22 protein-coding genes are annotated in these 21,064 nt (G+C 68.4%); 11 read left to right on the forward strand and 11 right to left on the reverse strand.

The annotated features are described in order from the left end of the window. A complete protein-coding gene (gene lpxI / locus AC1Q87_RS03070; protein WP_492607522.1) occupies window positions 1-843 on the forward strand; it encodes a UDP-2,3-diacylglucosamine diphosphatase in 843 nt (280 codons plus the stop codon). Next, entirely contained in the window at window positions 840-1,997 is a 1,158-nt protein-coding gene (gene lpxB / locus AC1Q87_RS03075; protein WP_492607523.1) for a lipid-A-disaccharide synthase, read from the forward strand. Before lpxI ends, lpxB begins: the two co-directional genes overlap by 4 nt. Here the strand turns inward: lpxB and AC1Q87_RS03080 are convergent. The 3 genes from AC1Q87_RS03080 to gltX all read right to left on the reverse strand — a co-directional run bounded on the left by AC1Q87_RS03080 (window position 1,947) and on the right by gltX (window position 5,198). Then, window positions 1,947-2,306: a hypothetical protein gene (locus AC1Q87_RS03080; protein ID WP_492607524.1), complete on the reverse strand. Its 360-nt coding sequence runs from the start codon at window positions 2,304-2,306 to the stop codon at window positions 1,947-1,949. The genes lpxB and AC1Q87_RS03080 overlap by 51 nt on opposite strands. Before the next feature lie 141 nt (window positions 2,307-2,447). After that, window positions 2,448-3,728 carry a citrate synthase gene (gene gltA / locus AC1Q87_RS03085; protein ID WP_436061278.1) on the reverse strand — a complete coding sequence of 427 codons (1,281 nt, stop codon included), beginning with the start codon at window positions 3,726-3,728 and terminating at the stop codon, window positions 2,448-2,450. 57 nt (window positions 3,729-3,785) lie between these two features. Then, entirely contained in the window at window positions 3,786-5,198 is a 1,413-nt protein-coding gene (gltX, locus tag AC1Q87_RS03090) for a glutamate--tRNA ligase (RefSeq protein ID WP_492607525.1), read from the reverse strand. Between the two features lie 121 nt (window positions 5,199-5,319). On the opposite strand from gltX, the gene AC1Q87_RS03095 reads away from it, so the two are divergent. Continuing rightward, a complete protein-coding gene (locus AC1Q87_RS03095) occupies window positions 5,320-7,362 on the forward strand; it encodes a ComEC/Rec2 family competence protein (RefSeq protein WP_492607526.1) in 2,043 nt (680 codons plus the stop codon). 5 nt (window positions 7,363-7,367) lie between these two features. Here AC1Q87_RS03095 and lexA read toward each other — a convergent pair whose 3' ends face one another. The 4 genes from lexA to AC1Q87_RS03115 form a co-directional block, all read right to left on the reverse strand. Beyond that, window positions 7,368-8,063: a transcriptional repressor LexA gene (gene lexA, locus AC1Q87_RS03100; protein ID WP_492607527.1), complete on the reverse strand. Its 696-nt coding sequence runs from the start codon at window positions 8,061-8,063 to the stop codon at window positions 7,368-7,370. Between the two features lie 132 nt (window positions 8,064-8,195). Beyond that, the gene (gene trpC / locus AC1Q87_RS03105; RefSeq protein WP_492607528.1) at window positions 8,196-8,984 is read right to left on the reverse strand and encodes an indole-3-glycerol phosphate synthase TrpC; all 789 of its coding nucleotides are present in this window, start codon (window positions 8,982-8,984) and stop codon (window positions 8,196-8,198) included. Continuing rightward, window positions 8,981-9,994 (reverse strand): anthranilate phosphoribosyltransferase, encoded by a 1,014-nt coding sequence (gene trpD / locus AC1Q87_RS03110; protein WP_492607529.1) that lies wholly within the window; start codon window positions 9,992-9,994, stop codon window positions 8,981-8,983. Before trpD ends, trpC begins: the two co-directional genes overlap by 4 nt. A 3-nt stretch (window positions 9,995-9,997) precedes the next feature. After that, entirely contained in the window at window positions 9,998-10,588 is a 591-nt protein-coding gene (locus AC1Q87_RS03115) for an anthranilate synthase component II (RefSeq protein ID WP_492607530.1), read from the reverse strand. Window positions 10,589-10,665: 77 nt separating this feature from the next. Between AC1Q87_RS03115 and AC1Q87_RS03120 the strand changes: the two genes are divergently transcribed. Continuing rightward, the gene (locus AC1Q87_RS03120; protein ID WP_492607531.1) at window positions 10,666-10,866 is read left to right on the forward strand and encodes a hypothetical protein; all 201 of its coding nucleotides are present in this window, start codon (window positions 10,666-10,668) and stop codon (window positions 10,864-10,866) included. On the opposite strand, the gene trpE is transcribed toward AC1Q87_RS03120, so the two are convergent. After that, the gene (gene trpE, locus AC1Q87_RS03125) at window positions 10,863-12,395 is read right to left on the reverse strand and encodes an anthranilate synthase component I (protein ID WP_492607532.1); all 1,533 of its coding nucleotides are present in this window, start codon (window positions 12,393-12,395) and stop codon (window positions 10,863-10,865) included. The two genes, AC1Q87_RS03120 and trpE, sit on opposite strands and share 4 nt — an antisense overlap. Next, window positions 12,392-14,323 carry a peptidylprolyl isomerase gene (locus tag AC1Q87_RS03130; protein ID WP_492607533.1) on the reverse strand — a complete coding sequence of 644 codons (1,932 nt, stop codon included), beginning with the start codon at window positions 14,321-14,323 and terminating at the stop codon, window positions 12,392-12,394. The genes trpE and AC1Q87_RS03130 overlap by 4 nt, the downstream gene beginning before the upstream one ends. 135 nt (window positions 14,324-14,458) lie before the next feature. Here AC1Q87_RS03130 and tpiA point away from each other — a divergent pair, with 135 nt between their 5' ends. After that, window positions 14,459-15,202: a triose-phosphate isomerase gene (gene tpiA / locus AC1Q87_RS03135; RefSeq protein WP_492607534.1), complete on the forward strand. Its 744-nt coding sequence runs from the start codon at window positions 14,459-14,461 to the stop codon at window positions 15,200-15,202. 5 nt (window positions 15,203-15,207) lie between these two features. Here tpiA and AC1Q87_RS03140 read toward each other — a convergent pair whose 3' ends face one another. Together AC1Q87_RS03140 and AC1Q87_RS03145 are read right to left on the reverse strand one after the other, a co-directional pair. Then, on the reverse strand, window positions 15,208-15,621 hold the full coding sequence (locus AC1Q87_RS03140; protein ID WP_492607535.1) for a VOC family protein: 414 nt from the start codon (window positions 15,619-15,621) through the stop codon (window positions 15,208-15,210). A gap of 32 nt (window positions 15,622-15,653) precedes the next feature. Next, the gene (locus AC1Q87_RS03145; protein ID WP_492607536.1) at window positions 15,654-16,169 is read right to left on the reverse strand and encodes a GNAT family N-acetyltransferase; all 516 of its coding nucleotides are present in this window, start codon (window positions 16,167-16,169) and stop codon (window positions 15,654-15,656) included. A gap of 110 nt (window positions 16,170-16,279) precedes the next feature. Between AC1Q87_RS03145 and secG the strand changes: the two genes are divergently transcribed. The 6 genes from secG to AC1Q87_RS03175 all read left to right on the forward strand — a co-directional run bounded on the left by secG (window position 16,280) and on the right by AC1Q87_RS03175 (window position 21,061). Then, a complete protein-coding gene (gene secG / locus AC1Q87_RS03150; protein WP_492607537.1) occupies window positions 16,280-16,726 on the forward strand; it encodes a preprotein translocase subunit SecG in 447 nt (148 codons plus the stop codon). Window positions 16,727-16,880: 154 nt separating this feature from the next. Beyond that, the gene (gene pyrG, locus AC1Q87_RS03155; RefSeq protein ID WP_492607538.1) at window positions 16,881-18,521 is read left to right on the forward strand and encodes a CTP synthase; all 1,641 of its coding nucleotides are present in this window, start codon (window positions 16,881-16,883) and stop codon (window positions 18,519-18,521) included. A 48-nt stretch (window positions 18,522-18,569) separates the two neighbouring features. Next, window positions 18,570-18,926 carry an MmcQ/YjbR family DNA-binding protein gene (locus AC1Q87_RS03160; RefSeq protein ID WP_492607539.1) on the forward strand — a complete coding sequence of 119 codons (357 nt, stop codon included), beginning with the start codon at window positions 18,570-18,572 and terminating at the stop codon, window positions 18,924-18,926. A gap of 93 nt (window positions 18,927-19,019) precedes the next feature. Continuing rightward, a complete protein-coding gene (gene rpmF / locus AC1Q87_RS03165; protein ID WP_056018768.1) occupies window positions 19,020-19,202 on the forward strand; it encodes a 50S ribosomal protein L32 in 183 nt (60 codons plus the stop codon). A 163-nt stretch (window positions 19,203-19,365) separates the two neighbouring features. Further along, window positions 19,366-20,646, forward strand: coding sequence for a phosphopyruvate hydratase (eno, locus tag AC1Q87_RS03170; protein WP_183770046.1), 1,281 nt, complete (start codon window positions 19,366-19,368; stop codon window positions 20,644-20,646). Window positions 20,647-20,764: 118 nt separating this feature from the next. Next, window positions 20,765-21,061 carry an FtsB family cell division protein gene (locus AC1Q87_RS03175; RefSeq protein ID WP_293402628.1) on the forward strand — a complete coding sequence of 99 codons (297 nt, stop codon included), beginning with the start codon at window positions 20,765-20,767 and terminating at the stop codon, window positions 21,059-21,061. The last annotated feature ends 3 nt before the right edge of the window (window positions 21,062-21,064 follow it).

Raw genomic sequence — 21,064 nt, forward strand, 5'->3', positions numbered from 1 at the left:
GTGCAGAAGCTCGGGCTGATTGCGGGCGGCGGGAATCTGCCGGTCGAGATCGCGCAGTACTGCGAACGCGCCGGACGCCCGTTCTTCATCGTCCGTCTCAAGGGGTTCGCCGGCGAAGAGATCGCCCGGTTCCCGGGTGAGGACATCGGCATCGCTGAACTCGGCAAGTGCTTCAAGGCGTTGAAGCGGGCCGGCTGTCAGGCGGTGACGCTGGTCGGCACCGTCGACCGACCCGACTTCAAGTCGCTGACCCCCGACCTTCGCGGCCTCATGGCTTTGCCTGGCGTGATCGCTGCGGCGCGGCAGGGCGACGACGCGCTGCTGCGCCAGTTGCTCGGCGAGTTCGAGAAGGAAGGCTTCGTCGTCGAAGGCGCGCACGAGGTGATGGGCGACCTGACCCTGGCCGCCGGCGCGCTGGGCGCCGTCACGCCCAGCGACGAGCAGATGGCCGACGTCCAGCATGCGCTGCGGGTGGCGCGGGCCATCGGGCAGCTGGACGTGGGGCAGGGCGCGGTCGTCTGCGACGGCCTGGTGCTGGCGGTCGAGGCGCAAGAAGGCACCGACGCCATGCTGCGCCGCGTGGCCGAGCTGCCGCGCAACATCCGCGGGAGCGCGGACGCGCCGCGCGGCGTGCTGGCCAAGGCGCCCAAGCCGATCCAGGAGACGCGTATCGACCTGCCGACCATCGGCCTCAACACCATCCAGCGGGCGGCCCAGGCGGGCCTGGCCGGCGTGGCGGGGGAGGTCGGGCGGCTGTTGGTGCTCGACCGCGAGGCGGTGATCGCCCTGGCCGACGAGCTCGGCATCTTCGTGGTGGGCGTCGACCCCTCGATCGCGCCGTGAGCAAGCCGCTGTGCGTCATGCTGGTCGCGGCCGAGGCGTCGGGGGACGACCGCGGCGCGGGCCTGGCGCGGGCGCTGCGCGCACGGCTGGGCGAGGGCGTGCGCTTCGTCGGGGTCGGCGGGGCCAAGATGGCGGCCGAGGGCGTGCAGAGCCCGTTCGACATCGCGCAGCTGTCGATCCTGGGGCTTCTGGAGGGCCTGCTGGCCTATCGCAAGGTCGTGGCGCGGGTCGAGGACACCGTCGCCCTGGCCAAGCGCGAGAAGCCCGACGTGGTGGTCCTGATCGACTCCTGGGGCTTTACGCTGCGGGTGGCGCAGCAGCTGCGCAAGCTCGACCCGAAACTGCCGCTCATCAAGTACGTCGCGCCCCAGGTGTGGGCGACGCGTCCGGGCCGGGCCAAGACCCTGGCGGCGACCGTCGACCATCTGCTGTCGATCCATGTGTTCGACGCGCCGTACTTCGAGGCCGAGGGTCTGCCGGTGACCTTCGTCGGCAACTCGGCGTTGACGCTCGACTTCTCGCAGGCGGACGGCGGGCGGCTGCGGGCGCAACTGGGGATCGCCTCCGAAGCGCCGGTGTTGCTGGTGCTGCCGGGCAGCCGGCCGGGGGAGATCAGCCGGGTGCTGCCGCCGTTCGCCGACGCCGTGGCGATCCTCAAGGCCGCGCGCCCCGACCTGCAGGTGATCATCCCGGCGGCGCCGACGGTGGCCGCAAGCGTCAAGGAACAGGCGTCAGGCTGGGCGCATGTGGTCGAAGGCGAGGGCGCCAAGCTCGACGCCATGAAGGCCGCGACCGTGGCGCTGGCCTGCTCGGGCACGGTCACGACCGAGCTGGCGCTGGCCGGCGTGCCGATCGTCGTCGGCTACCGCCTGGGCGCAATGACCCACGCGATCCTCAAGCGGCTGATCCGCACGCCCTACATCACCCTGTTCAACATCGCGGCGAAGGACTTCGTCGCGCCAGAACTGGTGCAGGACGACTGCAACGGGCCGGCGCTCGCGCGCGAGGTGGCGCTGCGCCTCGACGATCCGGCGCTGCGCGAGCGGCAGATCGAAGCCCAGACGGCGGCCCTGCAGAAGATGGGCCGCGGCGGGGCCGACCCGTCAGACGTGGCGGCCGACGCCGTTCTGGAAGTGCTCGGGTCGCGAGCGTAGCGGCGCGGCGTCCAGCACGTACTGCTGGATCCCGGGGGCCGCCGCGCAGACATGCAGCTCCGACCACGTGGGATTGACCGGCCCCAGACCCAGCTTGCGCAAGGCCGGCATGAAGCGGTCTTCCAGGTAGTCCTTCAGGTCTTCCTCGTTGTCCCAGATGTCGACCGTGTGCGCTCCAGCCTCGTCGAACGAGGCGATGTGCAGCAGGCAGCCGGCAGGCGGGTTGTGATCCCAATCGATCTCGGCCCGGACCAGCTCGTACATGTCGCGGGTGATCTGGGGCTCGTTCAGCTTCGCCATGAACGCCATGGGCGTGCTCCTCATGCGGGTTGGCGGAGCAAACCCTACGAGCATCGCCGTGCGTCGCAACCTAGGCGTATACCTAGGCGCCAAACAAAAACCCCGCCCGGCGAACCGGACGGGGCTGATGTCTTTCGATGTCGATCGCGCTTAGCGCTTGTCGACCGCGACGTAGTCGCGCGGACCGGCGCCCGTGTAGATCTGGCGCGGACGGCCGATCTTCTGCGACGGATCCTCGATCATTTCCTTCCACTGGCTGATCCAGCCCACGGTGCGGGCCAGAGCGAACAGCACGGTGAACATCTCCGGCGGGAAGCCGAGGGCGCGCAGGGTGATGCCCGAGTAGAAGTCGACGTTCGGGTAGAGCTTGCGTTCGATGAAGTACGGATCGCTCAGGGCGACCTTTTCCAGCTCCATCGCGACCTTCAGCAGCGGGTCATCCCCGTGGCCGACTTCGGCGAGCACTTCGTGGCAGGTCTTCTGCATCACGGTCGCGCGCGGGTCGTAGTTCTTATAGACCCGGTGGCCGAAGCCCATCAGGCGATAGCGACGGTCCTTCACGCCCTGGACGTACTCGGGGATGTTCTCCACCGAGCCGATTTCCTTGAGCATGTTCAGCGCTTCTTCGTTCGCGCCGCCGTGGCTCGGGCCCCAGAGGCAGGCGATGCCGGCCGCAATGCAGGCGAACGGGTTGGCGCCCGACGAACCGGCCAGGCGGACGGTCGAGGTCGAGGCGTTCTGTTCGTGGTCCGCATGCAGGATGAAGATGCGGTCCATGGCGCGGGTCAGCACCGGATTCGGCTTCCAGTCCTCGGCCGGGACCGAGAAGCACATGCGCAGGAAGTTCTCCGAGTAGGACAGGTCGTTGCGCGGATGCACGAACGGCTGGCCCTTGAAGTACTTGAAGGCGCGCGCGGCGATCGTCGGCATCTTGGCGATGAGCCGATGCGACGAGATCATCCGCTGTTCCGGATCATCGATGTTGGTGCTGTCGTGATAGAAGGCCGAGAGAGCGCCGACGGCGCCGACCATGATGGCCATCGGGTGGGCGTCGCGACGGAAGCCCATGAAGAACCTATCGAACTGCTCGTGCAGCATCGTGTGATAGGTGATGTTGTGCTCGAAGGTCTCGAACTCCTTGGCGTTCGGCAGGTCGCCGTTCAGCAGGAGGTAGCAGACTTCGAGGAAGCTCGACTTCTCGGCCAGCTGATCGATCGGGTAACCGCGATGCAGCAGCACGCCCTTGTCGCCGTCGATGAAGGTGATCTTGCTTTCGCAGCTCGCCGTCGACGTGAAGCCCGGGTCGTAAGTGAAGACGTCGGCCTCGGCGTAGAGTTTTCGGATATCCACGACGGCGGGGCCGTCCGTGCCCTTGAGGATCGGCAGCTCGACCGACTTGCCGTCGAAACTCACCTTAGCCGTATCGCCCATGCCATTCCTTCCGTCTTGCAGGAGTTAAACGCCCGTTTCAGGGTGCCTTATAGCGCCTTATGCGGACTGTGAAAGCGCGTCGTCGAGGCGCCCCAAACTTTCCGGTTTTCCAAGGCTCACAAGGGCTCCGGCCAGATCAGGAGCCGGGGACCCTCCAGAGAGGACGCCACGTAAGGCTGGGCCGAACTTGCCCATGCCCACGCCCTCGGATTCGGCGAAGCCGCGAAGCGCCGCTTCGAGCGCCGGAACCGTCCAATCGGCTTGGCCGTCGAGGTGCTCGCGCAGGCGGCTCAGCCGCGCGCGGGTCTCGTCGGTCAGCAGGCCCTTGGCCTTTTCCGGAAGTTCCAGCGGACGGCGCTTGAGAGCGAAGACCGTCGCGTCGGCCAGTTCCGGCATCGTCTTGGCGCCGTCGCGCACCAGCGGCACGGTGCGCTCGATGATCGCCTCGTCGCCGTCGTGCAGCGGGAAGTCGCGGCTCTTGTGGATGCCGACGACCAGCTTGGCCAGCCGGGCCGGTTCGGCCTGACGGATATAGTGGTTGTTCAGGTGGTTCAGCTTGTCCCAGTCGAGGCGGGCGGGGGCGCCGACCACGTCCTTGACGTCGAACCAGCTGATCGCCTGCTCGTCGGAGAAGATCTCGTCGTCGCCATGGCCCCAGCCGAGCTTGGCCAGGTAGTTGCGCATGGCTTCGGGCAGGTAGCCCATGTCGTCGAATTCGCTGACCGCCTGCGCCCCGTGGCGCTTGGACAGCTTGGTTCCGTCCGGGCCGTGGATCAGCGGCAGGTGCGCCCAGACCGGAACTTCCCAGCCCATCGCCTGGTAGATCAGAGTCTGACGGGCGGCGTTGTTCAGATGGTCGTCGCCGCGGATCACATGGGTGATGCCCATGTCATGATCGTCGACCACGACGGCGAGGTTGTAGGTCGGCGTGCCGTCCGAGCGCAGCAGGATCAGGTCGTCCAGGGTCTTGTTCTGGAACGTGACCTGGCCCTTCACCTCGTCGGCGATCACGGTCTCGCCTTCGAGCGGGCTCTTCAAGCGCACGACGTAGGGCTGGGCCTCGTCGTAGTTGCCGGCGTCGGTGCGGTCGCGCCACGGCGAGCGGATCACGCGGCCCTCGGCGCGCGCAGCTTCGCGCTCGATCTCAAGCTCCGCGGGGGTCATGTAGCAGCGGTAGGCGCCGCCACGGGCCAGCATCTCGGCCACGACTTCGCGGTGGCGATCGGCGCGCGCGAACTGGAACACCGGCGCGGCGTCGGGCTTCAGCCCCAGCCAGTCGAGGCCGTCGAAAATGACCTTCACCGCGGCTTCGGTCGAACGCTCGCGGTCGGTGTCCTCGATGCGCAGCAGGAACTGGCCGCCGGTGTGCTTTGCATAAAGCCAGTTGAAAAGCGCCGTCCGGGCCGTGCCAATGTGCATGGAGCCGGTGGGCGAGGGGGCGATCCGGGTGACGACGGGACGGTCGGACATCGAGATTGAAGCTATGTCTGCAGCAGGCGCGCCTGACGTGCGCGCGGCGCCTCTTAACACGCCCTTTTCGCCACGTCCTAGCCTTCGCCGCATCGCAACATGGTTTGTCGATCAAGCCTCCGTGCAACCGATCAGTCTCTGGACGCCCGTCGCGTTCGGCGCCGGGGCCGCAATCAATCTGGCGCTCCCATCCGAACCGCTGGCGTTGGTGGCCTATGGGCTGCTGGCGGCGGCCGCGCTGATCCTGGCGGGCGTATCGCGCCTGACGCTCGGCCGGCCGGCGGTCGTGCTGCTCGTACTGACGGCGTTCGCGCTGGGCGGATTCGCCGCGGCCAAGCTTCGCACCCAAGCGGTTCGGGCGCCGATCGCGCCGGCTGGAGGCGGTGTGCGGCTGATCGAGGGATTCGTCGTCGATGTGGCGAGCCCGGGCCAGGGCGGGCCGCGGCTGCTCATCGCGCCGATCCGTATCAGCGGCCTGGCGCCGGAGGAAACGCCGATCCGGATTCGCGTGACGTTGCGCGACGACGATATTCTGCCGGCGCCTGGCTCCGCGATCTCGCTGAAGGGCATGGTCAATGCGCCGCCGCCGCCCGCCAGCCCCGGGTCCTACGACTTCGCCCGCGACGCGTTCTTCGACGGCGTCGGCGGCGTCGGATTTGCGCTGACGTCGGTCGAGCCGATCGCCGCAGCGCCGCCGCCGTGGCGTCTCGCCTTGGAGATGAAGGTCAACGCGATCCGCTGGGCGCTGGCCCAGCGGATCGTCGAGGAGATGGGCGTCGAGAGCGGCGGCCTGGCGGCGGCGATGATCAGCGGTCACGAGGCATTCGTGCCGAAGGAGCAGGTCGAGGATCTGCGCGCATCGGGCCTGGCGCACATCATCTCGATCTCGGGCCTGCACATGGCGATCGTCGGCGGCTTCACTTTCGCGGCGGTGCGTCTGGGAATCGCGGCCTGGCCGTGGGCTGCGTTGCGCGTGTCGTCCAAGAAGGTGGCGGCGGCCGCGGGCCTGTCCGCCGTCACGCTCTATCTGGTGATCTCCGGCGCGCCGGCGCCGGCCGAGCGGGCGGCGATCACCGCCGGCGCGGCGTTCCTGGCGATCCTCGTCGATCGACGCGCGATCAGCCTGCACACCCTGGCGATCGCCGCCCTGGTGATCATGGCGCTGCAGCCTGAAGCGGTGGCCGCCCCGGGCTTTCAGATGTCGTTCGCGGCGACGGCCGCGCTCGTCGCGCTGGCCGAGGCCTGGCCAAGGCCGCCGACCGAAATCAACACGCCCTGGCCGATCCGCGTGGTGCAGGCGCTCGGCGTGTGGACCGCGGCCAGCATCGGCGCGAGCTTCGTGGCGGGATTGGCGACCGGGCCGTTCGCCATGCAGCACTTCAACCGGGTCTCGACTTTCGGCCTGGTCGCCAACCTGCTGACCGCGCCGATCACCTCGTTCCTGATGATGCCTGCCCTGGCGATCGGGGCGGTGCTCGCGCCGCTGGGATTGGGCGGCCTCCCTCTGGCGGCGGCCGGCCTGGCCATCGACACCATGAACATGATCGCTTCGTGGGTCGCGGGGATGCCCGGCAGCCAGCGGATCTTCGCGAGCGCGCCGGCCTGGACCCTGCCGGCGGCGTTCGTCGGGGTGCTGTGGCTATGTCTGTGGAAGGGGCCGTTGCGCTGGTTGGGGCTGCCGCTGGCGCTGGCCGTATGGCTCTGTCCGCGGCCGCCTGCGCCGGACGCGTGGATCTCCGCCGATGGTTCGGCGGTCGCCGTGAGGCGTGGCGACGAGGCGGTGTTGCTACGTCCCGACGCCAAGCTGTTCGCCGCCGAACTCTGGTCGCGGCGGCGGGGTCTGACGGTGGCGGACGCCGACGCTCGCGATGGCGGCTATGACTGCGACCGCTGGTCCTGCGCGCCGCTGCAGGCGAGCAAGGACGCGCGCATCGCTGCGATCTTCACGCGCCGGGCCTCGACGATCGAAAAGAAGCAGCCGTTGTTCTGCCAGTGGGCTGAGATCGTCGTTATCCGCGGTCAGGCGCCGCCCTGTCCGAAGGCGCTCACCCTCACCGACGCCGACTTCCAACGCGGAGGATCGGCCGAACTCTATCGGACGGCCGATGGCTGGCGGATCGTCTGGGCGCAGGACCTGCGCGGCCAGCGGCCCTGGAGCCGCTGACGCCGTCAGTGGTAGCGGCGAATCAGGCCGACGAGACGGCCCTGCACCTGCACCTGATCGGGACCGAAGATGCGGGTCTCGTAGGCCGGGTTCGAGGCCTCCAGGGCGATCGACGCGCCCTTCTTGCGCAGGCGCTTGAGGGTGGCTTCCTCGCCCATCACCAGGGCGACGACGATGTCGCCGGAATTGGCGGTGTCGGTCTTGCGGATCACCACATAGTCGCCGTCGAGGATGCCGGCGTTGATCATCGAGTCGCCGGCGATCTCGAGCACGAAGTGCTCGCCGGCGCCGAGGATGGTCTCCGGCACCGGGATCCGGTCGCGTTCCTGCTGGATCGCCTCGATCGGCGTACCGGCGGCGATGCGGCCGAGGATCGGCAGTTCGCGGGTGTCGTTGGCGATCGGCATCACCGGAGCGTCGCCGGCGCCTTCGACCAACTGCGGCTTGAACGGCGAGCGGCCCTTGGGCGGGGCCGCGGTGGTCGCCTGCTGCGGCAGCTTGACGACTTCGAGCGCGCGGGCCCGGTGCGGCAGGCGGCGCAGGAAGCCGCGCTCCTCGAGCGCCGTGATCAGCCGGTGAATGCCCGACTTGGAGGCCAGGTCCAGCGCCTCCTTCATCTCGTCGAAGGACGGCGAGACCCCGGTTTCCTTGATCCGCTCATGGATAAACATGAGAAGTTCGTGTTGCTTACGGGTGAGCATGGCTGTCGAGCCCTTGAGAACAAAGCGCTAACGTCACGAATGTTCTCTAGGTGTTCTGGGTTAATGTCAAGTTACCGTGGAGCCTTTGAAAAGCTAGGCTTTTTCGATCGCTTGAAGGGGCCGGAGCCCGACTCAGCCGAGCAGGGCGCGGGTCGCTGCGGCGACGTCGGCCTGCCGCATGAGGCTTTCGCCGACCAGCATCGCGCTCGCGCCGCAGCGTTCCAGCCGGGTGACGTCCAGTGGCGTGAAGATGCCGCTCTCAGTGACCAGCAGGGCGTTGTCGGGCGTGGCGTCGGCCAGCCGCTCGGTGATGGCGAGATCGGTCTCGAAGGTGCGCAGATTGCGGTTGTTCACGCCGACCAGGGTCGCGCCGAGCTTGCCGGCGCGGACCATCTCGTCCTCGTCGTGGACCTCGACCAGCGCGTCCATGCCCAGGCGGGCGGCTTCCGACATCAGGTCGGCGGCGAGCGCGTCGTCGACCATGGCCATGATCACCAGGATCGCGTCGGCGCCCAAGCCGCGGGCCTCGACGACCTGCCAGGGATCGACCAGGAATTCCTTGCGCAGGGCGGGCAGGGCGACAGCGTCGCGCGCGGCGGCCAGGAACGCGTCCGCGCCCTGGAAGCTCGGTCCGTCGGTCAGCACCGACAGGCAGGCCGCGCCGCCGGCCTCGTAGGCCTTGGCCAGCGCCGGCGGATCGAAGTCCTCGCGGATCAGGCCCTTGGACGGCGAGGCCTTCTTGATCTCGGCGATCAGCGCCAGCTTGCCGGGCGAGTGGGCGCGCTCGAGCGCGGCGCGGAAGCCGCGCGGCGCAGAGGCGGCCTGGGCGGCGGCTTCGAGGTCGGCCAGGGTCCGCTGGGCTTTCCGCTCGGCGACTTCCTCGCGCTTGTAGGCGGCGATCTTGTCGAGGATGTCGCTCATGGCGCGGTCACCTCGACCAGCTTGTCCAAGGCGGCCTTGGCGCGGCCGTCGTCGATGATCTGGCCGGCCAGTTCGACGCCTTCGCGCAGCGTCTCGACCTGTTCGCCGACCAGAAAGGCGGCGGCGGCGTTCAGCAGCACGATGTTGCGATATGCGCCCTGGGCGCCGTCCAGCAGTTCGCGCAGGGCGACGGCGTTGTGAGCCGGCGCGCCGCCGGTCAGGTCGGCCAGCGCCGAACGCGGCAGGCCGACGGCCTCCGGGGTGATCGTGAACAGCCGCACTTGGCCGTCGCGATATTCAGCGACGCTGGTCTCGCCCGTGGTGGTCATCTCGTCGAGACCGCCGCCGTGCACGACCCAGGCCCGTTCGGCGCCGAGCGCGCCGAGCACGCGGGCCAGCGGCTCGACCCAGCGATCGGCGAACACGCCCATGACTTGGCGCTGGGCGTTGGCCGGATTGGTCAGCGGGCCCAGCAGGTTGAAGATGGTGCGGAAGCCCAGGTCGGTGCGGATCGGGGCCACGTGGCGCATGGCGCTGTGGTGGGCCGGGGCGAAGAAGAACGCGACATTGGCCTCGTCCAGGGCGCGCAGCTGCTGTTCGGCGGTGGCGGCCAGATTGACGCCCAGCTCGGTCAGCACGTCGGCGGCGCCCGAGCGCGAGGACACCGCGCGGTTGCCGTGCTTGGCGATCTTCAGGCCGCCGCCGGCGCAGACGAAGGCGACGGCGGTGGAGACGTTCAGGGTGTGCAGGCCGTCACCGCCGGTGCCGCAGACGTCCATCACCTGGAACGGATGGTCCAGGGTGACGGCGGCCTTGCGCATGGCGCGGGCGCAGGCGGTGATCTCGCCGGTGGTCTCGCCGCGCATGCGCATGGCGGTGACGGCGGCGGCGACCTGGGCCGGGGTCGGCTCGCCGCGCAGGCAGGCGGCGAAGAACTCGCCGGCGTCGTCTTCGGTCAGGGTCCCGCCATCCGCGAGGCGGCCCAGGAGCGGCTTGAAGGCGTCGGACATGTCTTAGGCGTCGACCAGGGGCGGGACGCCCGCGAGCTTGAGGAAGTTGGCCAGCATGGCGTGGCCGCCTTCGGTGGCGATGGATTCGGGGTGGAACTGCACGCCGTGCACCGGCTTGGTCTTGTGCTGGAAGCCCATGACCTCGCCGTCGTCGGTCCAGGCGGTCACCTCCAGCACGTCCGGCATGGTCGACGGTTCGACCGACAGGCTGTGATAGCGGGTCGCGGTGACCGGGTTCGGCAGGCCGGCGAAGAGCCCCTTGCCGGTGTGTTCGATCTGGCTGGTCTTGCCGTGCATGATCGCCTTGGCGCGCACCACCTGGCCGCCGTAGGCTTGGCCGATCGACTGATGGCCGAGGCAGACGCCCAGGATCGGCAGGTCGTCGGGCGCTGCGGCCAGCAGGTCCAGGCAGATGCCCGCCTCGTTGGGGGTGCAGGGGCCCGGCGAGAGCAGGACGCCTTGCGGCTTCAGGCCCAGCGCCTCTTCGACGCTCAGCGCGTCGTTGCGGTAGACGAGCGTCTCAGCCCCCAGCTCGTTCAGATAGTGAACGAGGTTGTAGGTGAAGCTGTCGTAGTTATCGATCACCAAGATCATAAGGGTTCTCTAGGCTTGGCCCGCTCCAACGCCAAGCCCCGATTGCCTGGGCCGCATGTTGGCGGGATGCTGTGTCCATGACGCCTGCCGATTCCGCCCTCGACCCGAACCAGATGGCCTATGCGCGCAGCTTGCTGCAGGCCCCGGTCCAGCGCGAGCGGGCCTGGCCGGCCCTGGGCGCTGCGGCGTTCGCGGCTGTGGCGGCGCTGGCGCTCGCCGCGGCCATGATCACCGCCCCGCCCGTGACGACCACCCACGTGGTCGACCGCGCGCATTAGACGAAGCGCCAGGACTCCTCGGCCGCGCGGCGCAGCGCCCGGGCCTTGTGCAGCGTCTCGTCGTACTCGGCGTCAGGATCTGAGTCGGCGACCACGCCGCCGCCAGCCTGGACGTACATCTGGCCGTCCTTGAAGCAGGCCGTGCGCAGCACGATGCAGGTGTCGACCGAGCCGTCGGCGCCGAAGTAGCCGACCGCGCCGGCATAGGCGATGCCGCGCTTTTCCAGCTCCAGCTCGTCGATGATCTCCATCGCCCGCACCTTCGGCGCGCCCGACAGGGTGCCGGCGGGCAAGGCGGCCATCAGCACGTCGATCGGATCCAGTCCCTCGGGCGCGTCGCCCTCGACGTTGGAGACCAGGTGCATGACGTGGCTGTAGCGCTCGACGAAGTACGAGTCGGTGACCCGCACCCGCGGCCCGCGCGAGACCGGCTGCGGCTCGTTGGAGCCCTGGTTCTTGAGCATCGCCACGCGGCCGACGTCGTTGCGGCCGAGGTCGAGCAGCATCAGGTGCTCGGCCCGCTCCTTGGGATCGGCGATCAGCTCGGCCTCGAGCGCGCGGTCCTCCTCAGGCGTGGCGCCGCGCGGGCGGGTCCCGGCGATCGGGCGGATGGTGATCTTGCCGTCGCGCAGCCGCACCAGGATCTCCGGGCTCGAGCCGGCCAGCTGGAAGTCGCCGAAGTTCAGGTAGAACAGGAACGGCGAGGGGTTCATGCGCCGCAGCGAGCGGTAGAGCGCGAACGGGTCGTGCGCGAAGGGCGCGCGGAAGCGGTGGCTGGGCACCACCTGGAAGATGTCGCCGGCCAGGATGTAGTCCTTCGCCCGGGCGACGATGCGGTGATAGTCCTCGCGGCTCACCGGCGTGGTGAAGCGGTCCGGCTCGGGTTGGGCCGCGCCGGTCAGCGGCGGGGCGGCGCCCCGCAGGTCCGCGGCGACCTCGGCCAGCCGGGCCTTGGCGTCTTCGTAGGCGGCCTTGGCGGTGATTTCCGACGGACGGACCGTGGTGACCAGGATGATCTCCTGGGCGATGGCGTCGAAGATCGCGACCATCGAGGGGCGGATCATCAGACCGTCAGGCAGGTCCAGCGGATCGGGATTGATGTTCGGCAGCCGCTCGACCAGCCGGATCATGTCGTAGCCGATGGCCCCGAACACGCCGGCCGACATCGGCGGCAGGCCCTCCGGCAGGTCCAGGCGGGAGCGGGCGACGAGATCGCGCAGCGAATCCAGCGCGCCGCCCGCCTGGGCCTGGAAGCGGCCGGCGGCGATGTCGGGGCCTACGGCGATCTCGGCCTGGTCGCCGCGGCACCTCCAGACGAGGTCGGGCTTCATGGCGATGACCGAGTAGCGGCCGCGATGCGCGCCGCCCTCGACCGACTCGAACAGGAAGGCGTAGGGCCGACCGTGGGCGATCTTCAGATAGGCCGAGACCGGCGTTTCCAGATCGTCGATGAGCCGGGTCCAAACGACCTGCGGCGCGCCCTGAGAGTACTTCGTCTCAAAGTCCGCAAACGCAGGATCGATCGTCACTTCGCCTTCTCCGTCTTGGCCGCCGGTTCAGCGGCCTTTCCCTTTTCGATCGGCGCCAGGCCCAGGGCCGCACGCGCCTTGTCCGGATAGACCTTGGCCTTCACCTCGGCGCGGGCGGCCTTGCGGGCGTCGGCGCCCAGGTCGCGGAACAGCGCCATGGTCAGCTGCGGGCGCACGTCCTCGGAGATCCGGGCCAGGGTCGGGCCGCTCGGGGCGCGGACCGCCGTCAGCTTGCCGACGATCAGGCCGAACTGCGTGCCTTCGGCGGTGAAGACGTCGCCCTGCTTGCCGCTGAACGCCTTGCCGAGCGCATCGCGCGACAGGGCGGTGTTCTGGGCCGCGTTCTGGCGGTCGAGGTTGGTCACGTTGACCACCTTGGCGCCGGCCGAGGCGGCCACCGCGTCCAGGCTCTCGCCCTTGCGCACGCGGGCGGCCAGTTCGTCAGCGCGGGTCTGCATGGACTTGACCAGTTCGCGCATCATCCAGAAGCGGGTCAGCTGCGGCTTGACCTCGGCCAGCGGCGGCAGCGCCTTGGGGATGATCCGGTCGACACGGACGGCGAAGTACTGGCCTTCGCCGGCGTCCTGGACCTCGCTCTCGCCGCCGGCCGGGAGGCTGTAGGCGAGTTCAAGCATCTTCGGGGTCACGCCGGCGACCGGCTGGCCCTGCTGGCCCTGGCCCTGCTGGGTCACCGGACCGATGGTGAAGGTCGGCACGCCGGCCTTCTTGGCGGCTTCCACCAGGTTGGCGCCGTCGGCGCGCGCATCCTCATAGGCCTGGCTGAGCGCGTAGACCTTCTCGGCGGCGGCGTCCTTACGGACCTCGGCTTCGATCTGCGGGCGAACCTGATCGATCGTCACGACCTGGCCGGGGGTGATGGCGGCCACCTTGACCACGGCCATGCCCAGGTCGCCCTGGATGACCGAGACCTGGCCGCTGTTGAGGGCGAAGGCGGCGGCGCCGACGCGCTTGTCGGCGATCGCCGACTGCGGCTTGTCGGCATAGGTGATGGCTTCGACGCCGGTCGACTTGGCGATGACGGCGGGATCCTCGCCCTTGGTCAGGCGCGCGGCGATCGCCTGGGCGGCGGCGGCGTCCTTGGCCGGGATCTGGATGAGGGTGCGGGTTTCGGGACGCGACAGCGTGTCCTTGCGGAAATCGAAGCGCTTCTGGACCTCAGCCGGGTCGACCTTGACCTCGCCGACCTGGGCCGGGGTGAAGGCCACGACGGTCAGGACCCGGAATTCCGGCAGGGTCATGCGGTCGGCGTTTTCCTTCATGAAGGCCTGCAGCTGGGCGTCGGTCGGCTGAGCCGGCTGCGCGACGCTGCGCGGGTCGATCATGAAGTAGCCGACGTCGCGGGCTTCCAACTCGTAGATGGCGGTCAGCGCGCCGTAGGCCCGCGGCACGCGCAGGCCGTTCACCATCGCGGCGGCGGTGTGGGATTCGGCGATCTGGTCGCGCAGCAGGGTCTCGAAGCGCGCCGGGGTCAGGCCGTTCTCGTTCAGGCGCTGCTGGTAGAGCGCCTTGTCGAAGGCGCCGGAGACCTGGTCGAAGAACGCCGGGATCTTGCGCAGCTCCGATTCCATCAGCCGGTCGGACGGATGGATGCCGATCTTGCGCAGCATTTCGCCGAACGACTCGCGGGTGGCGATCTCGTCCATCAGCCGCCGGTCGAGACCGGCCTCGACCGCCTCCTCGATGGTGATCGGGCGCTTGGTCTGTTCTTCGGCGCCCTTGCGGAAGTTGTCGAACTCGCGGCGGAAGTCAGGGCCGGAGACGTGCCGGGAGCCCGCCTTCACGACATCGTTGGTGTAGTTGCCCTGGAAGGCGTCGTTGACGCCGAAGATCGCGAAGCTGACGACCAGCAGGCCGATCAGCACGGCGGCGACCCAGGATTTGGCGAATTGTCGGGTGGCGGACAGCATTTGACCCTACCGGAGCCCCTTCGGCGCGAATGTGGAACGGCGGGTATAGTGGAGGCCGCTTCCCCCCCGCAAGCACGTGACAGAAGAAGCTGCATAGCTTAACGGCCCTGCGACCCACGAAATGCGAGGCAAGACATGACTTCTCCGACCCCATTGATCGCCGGCAACTGGAAGATGAACGGGGTCGCCGCGTCGCTGGCGGAGGCCGAGGCGGTCGCCGCTGGGATCGAAAACAGCAAGGCGCGCGTGGCGATTTGCCCGCCTGCGACGCTGGTCGCACGGGCGGCTGCGGCGCTGGAAGGCGGTAAGCTGCTGGTCGGCGGCCAGGACTGCCGTGCTGAAGCGTCGGGCGCCTTCACCGGCGACGTCGCCGCGGAAATGCTGGTCGATGCGGGCGCCAGCCTGGTGATCCTCGGCCACTCCGAGCGTCGCGCCGGCTATGGCGAGACCGACGACGTGGTCGCGTCCAAGGTGGGCGCGGCCCTGCGCGCCGGCCTCGAGCCGATCGTCTGCGTCGGCGAGACCCTGGCCGAACGCGAGGCGGGCGATGCGCTGAGCGTCGTGACCGGGCAGGTGAGGGGATCGCTGCCGGCCGAGCTGACGGGCAAGGACTTCTGCGTCGCCTATGAGCCGGTCTGGGCGATCGGCACCGGCCTGACGCCGACCACGCCGCAGATCGAGGAGGTCCATGTCGCGATCCGCGCGACCCTGGTCGAGGCGTTCGGCGAGCACGGCAAGAGCGTGGCTATTCTCTACGGCGGTTCGGTGAAGCCCTCGAACGCCGCCGAGATTCTCGGCGCGGCCGAGGTCGGCGGCGCGCTGGTCGGCGGGGCGTCGCTGAAGGCCCATGACTTCCTGGGCATCATCAACGCGATCTGAGGCGCTCAGCTCGGCGGTCCCTTGAGCTCGACGGTGTTCCCTTCGGGGTCCTGGATGTAGATCGAGGGGCCTTCGCCGTCGGCTCCGAAGCGCGGCGCGGTTTCGCCGACCTCGACGCCGTGGGCGGCCAGGTGGGCGCGGATGGCCGCCTCGTCGAACGGCCGGACCACGAGCGCGAAGTGATCGAGGTTGCGTCCTTGGCTTTGAGGCGCTGGGCCGCCCTGACGGCCCAGCTTGCCGTCGACGGTCACCAGGTCGATGAGCGAGGCGCCGACGCGCATGTGGGTCATGCCCAGGTCCGGGCGGTCCCATTCGACGGGGCAGCCCAGAACGTCGCGGTAGAAGGCGATCATCTTCGCCTTGTCGACAATGCGCAGGACGATGTGGTCGAGGCCGGTGGTCTGGATCGGATGGCTCATGCGATCCTAGTTAGGCGGGGCGCCGGCCGTTGCTAGAGCAACAGCCCGAACAGGCGGCAGTCGCGGTGCTCGCCGTCCCGCAGGACATGGCCGCGCAACAGCCCTTCTTCCTCGAATCCGAGCTTCTCCAGCAAGGCGTCGGAGCGCAGGTTGCCCAGGTGCGTGCGGGCCGAGAGCCGCCTTAGCCCTATCGTCGCGGCGTGTCCGACGACCGAGCGCATCGCCTCCAAGGCATAGCCCTGGCCCCAGGCGCCGCGCCCCAGCATGAAGCCGATCTCGGCGCGCTTGTGCCAGCGGTCGATCTGGGAGAGATCGCACGCGCCCAGGAACTCGTCGCCGTCCAGGGTGTGGATCGTCCAATGCACGGCCTTGCCGGTGTCGGCCTCGGCGACTTGGCCTTCGACGATGGCGCGCACCAGGTCGGGGTCGTCGACCTCTGGGATGTCCCAATGCGCCATGACCTCGGGATCGTTGAGCAGCGGAAACAGCCGTTCGGCGTCCGGCGCCATGAGCGGCCGCAGACTGAGGCGTTCGGTTTCCAGAATCATGACCTTGTCCGAGCGATGCGACGCGCTAGCTATGGCCTTACGCGCTCCCTGGTGTTAGATCGCGCGCTTCATTTCGGAGCGGGGGACCGCCCGAAGTCATTGGATACGTCATGCTGCTCGGCATTCTGCTCACCATTCACGTCATCGTCTGCATCGCCCTGATCGCTGTGGTTCTGCTGCAACGGTCCGAGGGCGGCGCCCTGGGCATGGGCGGGGGCAACACCGGCTTCATGACGGCGCGCGGGGCCGGCGACCTGCTGACCCGCACGACCTGGATTCTCGGCGGCGTGTTCTTTGTGCTGAGCCTGACGCTGACGGTTCTGGCCGGCCAGGAGCGCGGCGCCTCGTCGGTCGTCGACCGCATCAAGGTGCAGGGCCTCGACCCGAACCAGCTGAACCAGCCGGCCGCGCCGCAACCGGCGGCTCCGACGGCGCCCAGCGACGCGCCCGCGCCGCTGACCGCGCCGACCCCGCAGGTTCGCAGCCCCTTTGAAGCGCCGGCCGCGCAAGCCCCGGCCGCGCCGCCGACCGCGCCCGCCGCGCCGTCCAACCCTTAAGCCCAGAATGATCGTGAGCCTGACAGAAAAGCCGCTTCGGCGGCTCGTTCGGCGTTTGTGCGCGCCGCTCCTCGCAGAACTTTGCTCTCAATCCACAGGCTTTGGCGAAACGCCGCAGGGCGCCCGCCGCGAATCGGAGGTAATCTGAACGCCCATGGCCCGGTACATTTTCATCACCGGCGGCGTGGTCTCCTCCTTGGGAAAAGGTCTCGCGTCCGCCGCCCTTGGCGCGCTCCTGCAGGCTCGCGGCTATAAGGTCCGCCTGCGCAAGCTCGACCCCTATCTCAATGTCGATCCGGGGACGATGAGCCCCTATCAGCACGGCGAGGTCTTCGTGACCGACGACGGCGCCGAGACGGACCTCGACCTGGGGCACTACGAGCGCTTCACCGGCGTGAACGCCACCAAGGCGGACAACATCACCACCGGTCAGATCTACAAGACCATCATCGAGAAAGAGCGCCGCGGCGATTATCTCGGGGCGACGGTGCAGGTGATCCCGCACGTCACCGACGAAATCCGCAACTTCGTGCTCAGCGATCCGGGCGAGGGCGTCGATTTCGTTCTGGTCGAGATCGGCGGCACGGTCGGCGACATCGAGGGGCTGCCGTTCTTCGAGGCGATCCGCCAGCTGGGCCAGGAACTGCCCCGCGGCCACGCCTGCTACATTCACCTGACGCTGCTGCCGTACATCAAGACGGCCGGCGAGATGAAGACCAAGCCGACCCAGCACTCCGTCAAGGAACTGCGCTCGATCGGCATCCAGCCGGACATCCTGCTCTGCCGCTGCGAGCAGCCGATCCCGGCCGGGGAGCGCCGCAAGATCGGCCAGTTCTGCAATGTGCGGGAAAGCGCCGTGATCCAGGCGATGGACTCGCCGAACATCTATCACGTGCCGCTCGACTACCACGCCCAGGGCCTGGACCGCGAAGTCTTGTCGGTGTTCGGCCTGCTGGACACTGCACCGGCGCCGGACCTCTCGCGCTGGCAGTCGATCTCCAACACCCTGACCCACCCGGACGGCGAGGTGAACATCGCCGTCGTCGGCAAGTACACCGGCCTGACCGACGCCTATAAGTCGCTGGTCGAAGCCCTGGTGCACGGCGGCGTCGCCAACAATGTCCGCGTCAAGTTCGACTGGATCGAGGGCGAGGCCTTCGAGCGCGAGGAGGGACTGATCTCCGAGCGCCTGACCGGCGTGCATGGCGTTCTGGTGCCGGGCGCCTTCGGCGAGCGCGGATCGGAAGGAATGATCCGTGCGGTCCGCTTCGCGCGTGAGCACGAGATCCCTTACTTCGGGATCTGCTTCGGCATGCAGATGGCGATGATCGAGGCGGCGCGGAACCTGGCCGGCATGACGCAGGCCTCGTCCACCGAATTCGGTCCGACGTCGGAGCCGATCGTCGGCCTGATGACCGAGTGGGTGCGCGGCAACGATCGCGAGACCCGCAGGGAAGGCGACGACCTGGGCGGCACCATGCGCCTGGGCGCCTACGAGGCGGTGCTCACGCCCGGCTCGAAGGTCTCCGAGATCTATGGCTCCAGCACCATCAGCGAACGCCACCGGCATCGCTACGAGGTGAACATCAGCTATCGCGCTGCGATCGAGAACACCGGCCTGTCGTTCTCCGGCCTCTCGCCCGACGGCGTGCTGCCCGAGATCTGCGAGCGCAGCGACCACCCGTGGTTCGTCGGCGTGCAGTTCCACCCGGAACTGAAGAGCCGGCCGTTCGACCCGCACCCGCTGTTCACCGGCTTCATCGGCGCCGCCAAGGAGCGGAGCCGGCTGGTCTAGGTTCGGAACTCCCTCCCCATCAGCGGGAGGGAGCGCTAGCCTGGCGTCATGCTCACGCAGGATGACGTCCGCCGCATCGCGCTGGCCCAGCCCGAGGCCTACGAGGCCGACCACCACGGCATGCCGTCGTTCCGCGTCGGCAAGAAGATCTTCTGCACGATCCACCAGGATCACCCGCGGACGATGCTGAAGCTCGATCCCGAGGACCAGCGCAACCTGGCGGAGGGCCGGCCGGGCGTGGTCGAGCCTGTGCCCGGCTATTGGGGCAAGAACGGCTCCACCTTCGTGTGGTTCGAGCGAATCGAAGCGGCCGATCTGGCCGATCTGATGCGCATGGCCTGGACGCAGGTCGCGCCGAAGTCTTTGCAGGCAAGGGTTTCGCAGCTTATTCACAAGGGCGGTTGAAACCGCGGACGTTTTCCGGCATACACCCGCGCTCACGTCGGCGGCCGCCCGTTCGGCCGCCTTCTCCATTTTCTACGCCTGCGAGATTTTCCGATGGCCGTTCCGAAGCGAAAAGTATCCCCCTCGCGGCGCAACATGCGACGCTCGCACCACGCGCTGGGCGCCAACTCCTATGTCGAAGACAAGGAAACCGGCGAGCTGAAGCGTCCGCACCACGTGGACCTGAAGACCGGCATGTACAAGGGCCGCCAGGTCATCACGCCGAAGGCCGACTAAGCCTCCGACGTTCCGGCGCGTCGCGCGCTGGGGAGTTTCGAAAGCCCCCGTCCGGGATGCCGGGCGGGGGCTTTTGCTTTGCCCGGTCGGCTGGCGATTTGCTCACGCGGGCGAAGGTGGCTAAACGAACGCGCGCCTTCCCGCCCAAAGACCTGGAGCTCCCATGACCGAAATCATCGACATCACAGCCCGTGAAATCCTGGATAGCCGCGGCAATCCGACGGTCGAAGTCGATGTCGTCCTGGAAGATGGCTCGATGGGGCGCGCGGCGGTCCCGTCGGGGGCTTCCACGGGCGCGCACGAGGCGGTCGAGAAGCGGGACGGGGACAAGAGCCGCTATGGCGGCAAGGGCGTCCTGCAGGCCGTTGAAGCCGTCAACACCGAGATCTACGACGCGCTGTCGGGCTTCGACGCCGAGGACCAGCGTCGCCTCGACCAGCGCCTGATCGAACTGGACGGCACCCCGAACAAGGCCCGCCTGGGCGCCAACGCCATCCTGGGCGTCAGCCTGGCGACCGCCAAGGCCGCGGCGATCAGCGCCGGCCTGCCGCTCTACAAGTATGTCGGCGGGGTTTCGGCCCGCGTGCTGCCGGTGCCGATGATGAACATCATCAACGGCGGCGCCCACGCCGACAATCCGATCGACATCCAGGAGTTCATGATCCTGCCGACCGGCGCGCCGACCTTCGCCGAAGGCCTGCGGATGGGCGCGGAGATCTTCCACGGCCTGAAGAAGGCCCTGAAGGACGCCGGCCACAACACCAACGTCGGCGACGAAGGCGGCTTCGCGCCGAACATCGGCTCGGCCGAAGAGGCGCTGGCCTTCATCGTCAAGGCCGGCGAAGCGGCCGGCTACAAGGCCGGTTCGGACTTCCAGCTGGGCCTGGACGTCGCCTCGACCGAGTTCTTCAAGGGCGGCAAGTACGTGCTGGAAGGCGAGGGCAAGACCCTGGATCCGGCCGGCATGGTCAAGTACCTGGAAGGCCTGGTGAAGAACTTCCCGATCGTGAGCATCGAGGACGGCGCCGCCGAGGACGATCTCGAAGGCTGGAAGCTGCTGACCGAAGCGCTGGGCGGCAAGGTGCAACTGGTCGGCGACGACCTGTTCGTCACCAACCCCGCCCGCCTGTCGATGGGCGTCGACAAGGGTCTGGCCAACTCGATCCTGGTGAAGGTCAACCAGATCGGCACGCTGTCCGAGACCATGGACGCCGTCGAGATGGCTCACCGCGCCGGTTACACCTCGGTGATGAGCCACCGTTCGGGCGAGACCGAGGATTCGACCATCGCCGATCTGGCGGTGGCGATGAACTGCGGTCAGATCAAGACCGGCTCGCTGGCCCGCTCTGACCGGACCGCCAAGTACAACCAACTGCTGCGCATCGAGGAAGAACTGGGCGACCAGGCGATCTACCTCGGCGCCAAGGCGCTCAAGCAGCTCTAAAACGCGCCACAATCGGCGGGCAGGATTTTTCGCATCCGGCCCGCCGAACCGGTGTTTGTAACCGGAAATTAAGCACGTTTGCGTGAGATGTCGCTGATCAGGAGTCCTGGATTCGACCGTGTTCGCGCGCTTCCGCCCATATCTGCCGACCGCGGCGCTTGTGCTCCTGATTTTCTATTTCGGGTTCCATGCCTTCACTGGCGAGCGTGGCCTTTTGTCGTCCACGCAACGGGATGCGGCGCTCGCGGCCAAGTCCCAGGAACTCGCCGACCTGCGCGCTCAGCGCCAGGATCTCGAGGCCCGCGCCAAGCTTCTGCGCGATTCCAGCCTCTCTGCCGACCTACTGGAAGAACGTGCCCGTTCCCTGCTAGGTTTCGGGCATCCGAACGACTATGTGGTCCGCGTGAAGCCCTAGGGC

It is taken from the genome of Phenylobacterium sp. GW823-FHT02A09, from assembly GCF_058797775.1.